A 7,886-nucleotide genomic window follows, 5' to 3' on the forward strand; every position below is an offset into this window, starting at 1 on the left:
TATATCGGGTATTGCATTTTACACATCGGTAAATTAACCAGATATCTATATTCTTTTTTTGGGCATTCAGCCTGAATTTATCACTGCAGTAAAACCTATTGCTGTCACAATGGTTACATTTCTTTTTTAAAAGGGGTGTGTTCCGGGCATTTACTACCCATGTATACTCTATACTCATTATAATTGGTGCTTAATAATATTCTTTAGTAATTTTTTCACCTATTATTCAAGCATTACAAGAGCCTGTACAAAATATATTGAATAGAAATACACTCTCCTATTCCTCTTTACACAACAAAATTTTCAAAAGCAGAAATAGCAGATACAGTTGCCTCATTGGCAATGCAATAAAATAATAGGGTTATATGAAAACCTGTTCGGATAGAGTTATCCAAACGAAAGAATAATTAGCCTATGGTTTACGAAGGCTAATATTAAGCTATAACAGGTTTAAGAGTTGTTCTCAAAACAAATTGTTTACTTGGTTGGGATAAAATTAGTGCTTTTTTTGGAGTTAAAACACAAATAACATAATTTTTATAAAGTAAATCCTGTCTCAAAGTGAATATGGAGACATTAATAGTCTTTTACAAATACTGAATATAAAAAAAGAGGTCTTCAATCTGAAGACCTCTGAGCGGGAAAATAAGAGAAACCACACTCTACAAACCTAGGTTTGATATTTCAAAAAATTCTGAGCTTAAAAATTTTGAAACTTTTCCCGCTATACTTTTCATTCATTAATACCCTGCATTCTGCGTTAAATTAGGATTTGCAGTAATATCTGCGGAAGGAATAGGAAAAATATTATATTTTGAATCCACTGCTTTTCCATCTTTGGTATTTCCTTTCCAGCTCCATAGATAGTCACCAGAAGTGAATTTGTTGAAACGAATCAGGTCGGTTCTTCTGATTAATTCCCAGGAAAGTTCTCTTGACCTTTCATCCAGAATAAAGTTCAGATTCAAATCCGAAGAAGAGATCATCCCGGTTCCATTAGTATAAGCTCTGTTTCGGATTACATTGATATAATTAAGTGAAGATGAAGTATTTCCTATTCTGAAATAGGCTTCAGCAGCCGTTAAATAGGCTTCCGAGAGACGAAACATCGGAAAATCCGTATCTACATACGCAGCATCAGAACCTGCTTTTCCGGTTTTGTCTACGTTTCTCCATTTTGTAAAGGCATATCCGTCCTGGAAAGTTCCCGGAAGGGCTGCAATTTCTTTTTTATGACCTACATTAAAGATCAGCGCTCTGGTGTCATTTTTTGTAAATGCATTAGGGTCTGCTGTATTAAAATTCTGATCCACAGCCTGAAATCTATTTACAAATTCCGGACGAAGACGGATATTCCCCCAGCCTCCTGAAATTCCCATATTCAGGTAATTCAGCATAGTACCTCCTGTTTGTGCCAATACATAAAAGGTTGTTCCACCATACGTTTTGGATTTTATCCCATCCATATTTAAAGACCATATAATTTCAGGTGATGTATTGTTATCTGCCAGGAAATTATAAAGGTATTTTGGAGATAAACTGTAATGACTTTGAATTACTTTTTCAGCATATTCTGCTGCTTTACTCCATTGAGGTGCTTTTGTATATACTTCTGCATTCAGATATAATCTTGACAATAAAAAGTCTGCGGCTGTTTTATCCACCCTTCCATACTCATTGCTTGCCGGAAGAATGGTTTCAATCTCCTTTAATTCTTTTTCTATATAAGCATATAAATCATTAGGCATGATCTGCTTAGGTAAAAACTGAGGATCCAGCTTGTCTGCATCGGTTACAAACGGAACTTTTCCAAAAGTATCTAATAGCACCCAATAGGAATAAGCTCTTAAAAAACGGGCTTCTCCTCTGAAATAAGCTACTTCCTGTTTAAATTTAGGATCAGTATGCCCTCTTTGTTGTAGCTTATCTTCTGTAGTCTGTCTCAGAAACTCGTTGGTATATCCGATAATCTGGTACAATCTGGCATAATAACCATTCAGAATTGCGGTATTGGAGTCCCAGCTATTGGTTGCCATCTGCCTTAAACCATTGGTTTGTGATCCCATAATAGCTTCATCGGTTGTTAGCACCTGAACGTAGAACGCTAACCGGATAAATGAGCTGTACCCTTCATCAAAATTACCCATATCAGGATCTCCTGTAGGTCCTTGCTGCCCGCTAAGACATAAAGCAGCATAACATTTGGCCAGTACTCCTTTATAATTGTCAGGATTGGAGTATACCTGATCTGTGGTCACAATATTCGGATCAATGGGTTCTGTGTCAAGATCTCCAATACATGAACTTACTATGAAAAGTAAAAATATAAGCGGTAATATATATAAACGTCTCATTATCGAATTATTTAAAGTTAACATTTAGCCCAAAAAGGAAGGAACGGGGCCTGGAATACATATTATTATCAATACCCAAATACACTTCAGGGTCCAGACCGCTGTATTTTGTAATCACAAAAGCATTCTGAACAGAAAAACTTACTCCCAGGTCAAACTTATCACTGATGTTCTTAAAAGTACGTCCCAACGTCATATTATCCATTCTGAAGAATGATGCATTTTCTAAGAAGAAATCAGAGTAAAGCTGTAGATTTTCAAATCCCTGTTCCGCGGTATAGCTCAAAATATTGGAATAGGTTCCGTTTCCTGAATACGTTTTTGTTTTATAATCCTTGGATTTAATATTGTTATACACATAATTTCCAAAGTTGGCATGTCCGTTGAATCCAAAATACCAGTCTTTATAGCTTAGCTTAGAAGAAATTCCAAGGTAAGATTTTGGCATTGGACTTTTATCTTTTACCAGTCCGCCTTTATATTTTCCTTCAATAGGTTTTCCGTTAGCATCATATTCCTGTTCATAGAGATAAAAAGTATAAGGGGAAAAGCCCACAGAATGAATCTGGATGGTTCCTGCCGTAGACCCTGAAACATTTCCGATATTCACTCCGTAATTTGGACTGTCTACAAGTGTTAACTTTGTAATTTTTGACGAATTGAAGGTAAGGTTTACATCCAGATTCCACTGCCAGTCTCCTTTTTTAACAGGAATGGTATTCAGCGTAAGCTCCAATCCTTTGTTTTCCATAGAACCGATGTTCGTGAAGATCATGTTGGTAAGATTGGAACCTGCTGCTACGGAAATTTTATTCAGCAGATCGTCGGTAGTTCTTTTATATACTTCTACAGATCCTGAAATTCTGTTCTTCAGGATTCCGAAATCTAATCCAAGATTGTAAGTAGATGTGGTTTCCCATTTTAGATTGGGATCATATCCGTTAGGACGGATTGTTTTATAATACTGATTCCCAAACTGATATAAAGCATTAGCATCGCTGTAGGTATATGTCTGCATCCATTCATAATCTCCACCTATATCCTGCTGTCCTGTTTTACCATAGCTTACTCTTAATTTCAGATCGGAAAAGAAATGATTGTCTTTCAAAAATTCTTCTTCTTTGATCTTCCAAGCAAAAGCTGCGGATGGAAACAGCCCCCAACGGTTATCCTTAGCAAAACGGGAGGAAGCATCATTTCTAAGAGTCGCTGTAATAAGATAGCGATCATTGAAACTGTAATTTAAACGTCCATAAAATGATAAAAGAATGTATTCAGATTTTGGAAAAGCAGTTTTATAGATCTTGTTTCCCGTAATATTGGTTTGGTAATCGTTATAGCTTTTCCAAAACCTTTGCCAGGAGTATCCACCCATTACATCAAACTTATGTTTTCCCAATGTCTTGGAATAATTGGCATAAGCATCAAACTGTAGGTTGCTTTTCTTCTGGGTGTAGCTTTCCATCAGTCCCTGTCCGTCATTCCCGATGGAAGTCCAGGCTAATGGTGCGTTGTCCGGAACAAAGATATCTCCCTGACTTTTCAGAATGTCAAAGCCTGTATTAAGGTTTAATTTCAGGTCTTCAAAACCATGAACTTTGTAATCAAGCTGTATGTTTCCGATATGCCGGATTACTTTTGACTGATCTTTTCTCAGGTCTAGTACAGATACAGGATTTGCCCCAGCTTGGGTAATGGGTCTTCCGGAAGCATCTGTCCAGATGAAATATCCAAGTCCATATGGAGTGGAATGGTCAAAAACCGGACGCGTAGGATCAAATGATACTGCTCCGCTGGCCGGGTTAGAAATAAAGTCGTTGTTTTCTATACTTGGTTTATAGTTAAGATTTACATTTAGATGTTTATCAAAAAAAGAAGGATTCAAAGCTAAGCTCAGATTCATCCTTTCATAAGCATTCTTTTTGATAATTCCTTCCTGATTGGTGTACCCCAATGATAGACGATACGGAATATCTTTTACCGAGCCTGTCATGCTGAAATTCTGATCGTTGCTCACAGCAGTACGGTATATTTCTTCCTGCCAATTGGTATCAAAACTTCCCAAACCATTAATTACTGCGGAGTTCCCCACATATTGTTTTTTTATAAAATTCCTGTACTCATCTCCGCTCAGCACATCCAGTATTTTTGGATTATAACTCACTTTGGTATTGGATGAATACTGGTAACGTGTTTTCTTGCTTCCTTTTTTGGTAGTAATAATAATTACTCCATTGGATGCCCTTGAACCATAAATTGCGGTAGAAGACGCATCTTTCAGAACAGTATAGCTTTCTATATCATTAGGATTAATCATTCCCAGGATATTGCCTGATCCTGACGTGGAAGAATTATCAATAGCAATCCCATCAATAACAATTAGCGGATCATTACTTGCTGACAATGAAGATCCCCCTCTGATCCTGATGGCAGAACCGGCTCCTGGTGCTCCTCCGGGAGAAATGATATTAACACCAGCGGCTTTTCCCGTTAATGCATCCTGAGCAGAAACCGGGTTTCCATTATTCTCACTATCCATCTTTACTGTAGTAAGAGATCCGGTAGCGTCGGATTTTTTTACTTTTCCGTAACCGATCACGACCACTTCATCAATCTTATTCTCTTTTACAGATACAGTATCTTTGGCCATGGAAATAGCCCTCCCCGGAACAATTGCTTTTATTGAAGTTTTTCTCAGCATCACAGTATTGTTCCTGATCTCATATTCTACAGGATAATTGCTTTTGAGATATTTTAAGGAAGCATCCAGTGATGAATAGTTAATCCCACTCTCGTCCACCAGAAGGTCTTTAAAATCTGAACTGGAGTAGAAAAACGGCACTTTGGAAGATTTGCTCAGCTTATCAAAAACCTTAGTAATAGATACCCGTTTTTGTTTTGCCTGTGTGGCCGGAAGCTGCTGTCCGGTTTGGCCATTAGCCGCTGGAAGTCCCATCGCAACCAGAAGTATCACGGAAATTATTGTTTTTTTCATAAATTTGGGAATAACTTTATTAAACTTTAGCGAGTTAAATAGTTAATCGGCATCAATAACCCTCATTATTGGTGCTTTTTTATTTCTATTTCAGTTGAATCTCCTTATCGGATTTCTTTTCTGTTTTAAGGTTAAACGGATAACAGACGGCTGATAAAACCTCGTTCAGGTTTCCGGAGAAAGAACCTTTGATTCTCTTTTCTCCATATTCCTTTGGATATTCTATCTTAATATTGTACACCTGTTCCAGCTCTGACACGATATTTTTAAACGTTTCATCCTCAAATGAAAAATCCCTTTTCGCATCAGCAGCATAATAGAAATGGGCAGGCTTCTCCATATTTTTATTCCAGGACTGGTTAGGCAGCAGATAGGTGATCTTTCCCTGATGATCTACCTTTACTTTTCCCTCAAAAAGTTCTACCTTTTCCTTTCCACTGGTCTGGTCTAAGAAAAATTTAGTTCCCAACACCTGCACCGTAAAATCTTTTGCATTGATTCTGAATGGTCTCGTTTTATCTTTTGCAATATCGAAGGTGGCTTTACCTGTGAAGGTAATTTTTCTGTCTGCTTTCCCAAAATCGGAAGACAATACAAGCATACTGTGGGGTTCCAGAACAATATGACTTCCATCCGGAAGATTAATTTGTTTTGTAAAATCTGAACTGGCATACGTCTGAACTCTAACCTTGTCTATGACAGAATCAGGTTCAGATGGCCTGTAAAGAAACAGACCAATTCCCACGACTGCGGCCGCAGAAGCTGCCCAAAAGATCTTTTTCAGGTTTCTTCCGGTCTTTATCCTGCGTTCAATCCCAGCTTTGATTCTTGCATCAGTAAGCTGATCCATCTGCTGGTTTTCTTTATAGGTTTCTTCCCAGTTTTTTTTGAAATCGTCGTCTTCCATGTTGTTCATATTGAGTATTACGCAGAAATATTAAATCGTCAACCTTTTTTTGAAAAAATTTTTAAAATTTATACATTTCTATGTTTTTACCGGAAGCAGAATCCTTTCAACACTTTTTCTTTGGGAGATTTTTTGATTCTGCTCCACATCATTTAGAATGACAATTTTTTTGAATTCAGCAAAAAAAGTAAACATCTTAATGAGTACCAACAATATTCTCTAAGTAAGGTTTAACCTCTGACCATTTATAGTATGGGAAACTCTCTGTATGAACCGGAATATGTACTTCATTTTCATTATGAAGAAATTTAACCAGAATATCATTCTTTTTATTTTTATAGAAGATCAATTGAAGATTGGCTGCCATTGGAGCGGCCTGGAACGTATTCCATACTTTATAGACTTCACCAGGTTTGATTTCTTCTTTATTCATCCCTTCAATATTCAGAAGGGCCAGTAATGGAGTAATATTCCCGTCATGTCCGAATCTTAAAGAAGCACCGTTTTTGTTGTTTTTGATATAATCTTCAGCTTCCTCCAGTATATTTTTCACCAATGGAATAGAATTGTTCTTTACCAATCCTTTACTCAATGGAGATGGTCCGTCATTCACGTAAGTCTGGTAATTGATGGCCTGATAAATATTAAACAGCTCTTCTTTTGTAAATAAATCGTAGAAAGAAATATCTGTTTCAAGGTTCTGCATATCGCTGGCAATCCAGTAAAAAGCTTCAATAACTCTTTCCGGATTGATGTTTTTGTAGATATACTCATCATTATTGAACAGGTTTTTGATAAATCTGTCCGACTTCATATTCTCTGCCCTGAACTTTCTCTTTTCTTCCTGCCAGAAGCTATCTGCTGCACGAAAGTCAATAGATTCTTTGGTATGATGATTAAGATATTTCATGTATTTATCCGAAGATTCCATACTTACCTGAAGTTTGGGATTATTGGCTACCAGCTCGTTAGTAAAGTTAGCCATGCTCAGAATGCATCTTGGCACCACTGTTGATTTTGCAGTGACTACAGCATTTTTTTCAAAAACTTTTGGGTTATTCCTAAACATCCTTTGTGAAATCTGCCTGTGTTGCAATGCTCCCAGTTCAGTAAGATCTCCATTATGACCTTCAGCCTGTATCCATATTTTTTTCAATCTTTCCAACGCAGATTTTCCTTGTTCAGTTAAAGCATTATTGTCTGCTGCTTTTTTCAATACATCCATCACTCCTGAAAAATCTTTATCATTAATAAGCCATCTTGAACCGTGTCTTCCGTAATGACTGATATAGAAAGATTCATATCCCGAAGGTACAGCTGTCTGTTTATTAGAAGGTGTTGGATAGGCATAATATACTCCACCGGTAGTTTTAATGTCTGAAAAAATTTCTTCTTTCGTTGTCTGGGCGTGAGTAGATAAAAATGCTGATATAAATACGAGCAGCAATGTTGTCTTTTTCATAGTAAACTCTTTTTTAGTCGATTGAAATTCAGCTTCAGCAAACGAAACCGAAAGTATTATATTGTATAGAAAAGATTCTCTCCCAATATTTTTTCTTTTCCATACGCTTCACTATTACTATTACGCAGCATTAATGAAATCGTCAACCCTGAAAAAAGCTTTTTATGA

General features: G+C 36.8%; 5 protein-coding genes. All 5 read right to left on the minus strand.

Annotated features, from left to right (window positions below; genetic code table 11):
* Nucleotides 1-178, minus strand: a 178-nt coding sequence (locus BBH99_RS23030; protein ID WP_123873036.1) for a DUF1062 domain-containing protein, incomplete at its 3' end; no start/stop codon positions are given.
* 562 nt (nucleotides 179-740) lie between these two features.
* Nucleotides 741-2,354: a RagB/SusD family nutrient uptake outer membrane protein gene (locus BBH99_RS06145; protein ID WP_066693409.1), complete on the minus strand. Its 1,614-nt coding sequence runs from the start codon at nucleotides 2,352-2,354 to the stop codon at nucleotides 741-743.
* Between the two features lie 7 nt (nucleotides 2,355-2,361).
* A complete protein-coding gene (locus BBH99_RS06150; protein ID WP_066693399.1) occupies nucleotides 2,362-5,349 on the minus strand; it encodes a SusC/RagA family TonB-linked outer membrane protein in 2,988 nt (995 codons plus the stop codon).
* An 85-nt stretch (nucleotides 5,350-5,434) separates the two neighbouring features.
* Nucleotides 5,435-6,256 carry a FecR family protein gene (locus BBH99_RS06155; protein WP_066693402.1) on the minus strand — a complete coding sequence of 274 codons (822 nt, stop codon included), beginning with the start codon at nucleotides 6,254-6,256 and terminating at the stop codon, nucleotides 5,435-5,437.
* Nucleotides 6,257-6,452: 196 nt separating this feature from the next.
* Nucleotides 6,453-7,718 (minus strand): histidine-type phosphatase, encoded by a 1,266-nt coding sequence (locus BBH99_RS06160; protein ID WP_066693407.1) that lies wholly within the window; start codon nucleotides 7,716-7,718, stop codon nucleotides 6,453-6,455.
* Nucleotides 7,719-7,886: the final 168 nt, after the last annotated feature.

It is taken from the genome of Chryseobacterium contaminans (assembly GCF_001684955.1).
GTDB lineage: Bacteria > Bacteroidota > Bacteroidia > Flavobacteriales > Weeksellaceae > Chryseobacterium > Chryseobacterium contaminans.

Excerpts from the sequence above, each read along its gene's own strand:
- BBH99_RS06155 (WP_066693402.1), bottom strand. The coding sequence starts at position 6,256 with ATGGAAGACGACGATTTCAAAAAAAACTGGGAAGAAACCTATAAAGAA.
- BBH99_RS06160 (WP_066693407.1), bottom strand. The coding sequence starts at position 7,718 with ATGAAAAAGACAACATTGCTGCTCGTATTTATATCAGCATTTTTATCT.
- BBH99_RS06150 (WP_066693399.1), bottom strand. The coding sequence starts at position 5,349 with ATGAAAAAAACAATAATTTCCGTGATACTTCTGGTTGCGATGGGACTT.
- BBH99_RS06145 (WP_066693409.1), bottom strand. The coding sequence starts at position 2,354 with ATGAGACGTTTATATATATTACCGCTTATATTTTTACTTTTCATAGTA.